2 protein-coding genes are annotated in these 1,060 nt (G+C 53.7%); one reads left to right on the top strand and one right to left on the bottom strand.

Annotation, left to right across the window (positions count from 1 at the left end):
• Positions 1-29 precede the first annotated feature (29 nt).
• The gene (locus tag ATN37_RS00025; protein WP_215515681.1) at positions 30-554 is read right to left on the bottom strand and encodes a hypothetical protein; all 525 of its coding nucleotides are present in this window, start codon (positions 552-554) and stop codon (positions 30-32) included.
• A gap of 285 nt (positions 555-839) precedes the next feature.
• On the opposite strand from ATN37_RS00025, the gene ATN37_RS00020 reads away from it, so the two are divergent.
• Positions 840-1,060, top strand: a 221-nt coding sequence (locus ATN37_RS00020; protein ID WP_218694568.1) for a hypothetical protein, incomplete at its 3' end; no start/stop codon positions are given.

The following is a 1,060-nucleotide window of genomic DNA, read 5'->3' as shown; positions in this document are numbered from 1 at the left end:
CGCCGCGACCCCGGTCACGCGCTGGCGCATCACAAGGCCACCACAGCAGTGAGCGGCATGTCATCGACATAGTGACCAGCAGAAAGAGGAAGACTCCTTGACAAAGCTGCTGATAACACGTGGTCAATCTGAACGGCAGTCGAAGTATCCTGTCCCCGAACAAAATTGATCGTCTTTCCAGTGTAAGGATCAGCCAACGTGCCAGAGAGAACGACACATTGCTTCTTTCCTTCTTTGAAGACCACGTCAGTCAGCCGCGAAGCCAACAGATTATTGCGCGTATCGCACCCGTCATGCCCGAACTCCACATCGACATCATCAGACCAAGCTTGACCGAATTGATCTCTGCTGTAACCAGTTTTCGGAGCACGCCCCTTCACCGGAAGGGTCTCCAACAGCGCGACGGAGGAAGCCACATCAACATCGTGCTGACCGACAGAGCTCTCCACAGACAACGATCCTGCTGGGATCACATCCGCCAACGTCGTACTGCAACCGGAAATCGACAATCCAACAAGGGCAGTGACGGCAACCAGGAGGGAACGGGAACGCACCAAGCGATTATGCAACGTGAAACTCCTAAATCATATGCAGTGCAGAGGATCTACACTCTTATCAACAAAACTCATGAGGATGATGTCGGGAAAACCCGACATCAGACCAGTCGTGCTACACATCCACCGAACCCAATCAACCGGCCACATGCGTGATTGAACATGCCATCGTCCCTATCCGTGCGGTCGAATCGGTCGACCGTCACACGACCTGACCATCGTCACTCACATAACTCACACCGTCGACATCGAACGATGGAGCCCCTACCAGCGAGGTTTTGAGATATGTCAAAACTGCGTGCAGATAATGCGCGAATCGCAACCATCGTGGCCGCCTGGTCCGTCGTAGTCGTCGGTCCACGCAGGCCCGAAACTGCAGGATTCTCTGAACAAGAATTCAAGCTTGGTAATCATGTGGAAGTCCTTCCCGAGATCGATCCGAATCCAGGCATTCCGAGGTCAGTTGTTGCCGATCCTCGTTTCATCGTGGCATCGACCTGTGCGAT

This window comes from Rhodococcus sp. MH15, from assembly GCF_019266045.1.
GTDB lineage: Bacteria > Actinomycetota > Actinomycetes > Mycobacteriales > Mycobacteriaceae > Rhodococcus_F > Rhodococcus_F qingshengii.
Note: the sequence above shows the minus strand (reverse complement) of the source record. Positions and strands in the feature narration are given on the sequence as shown.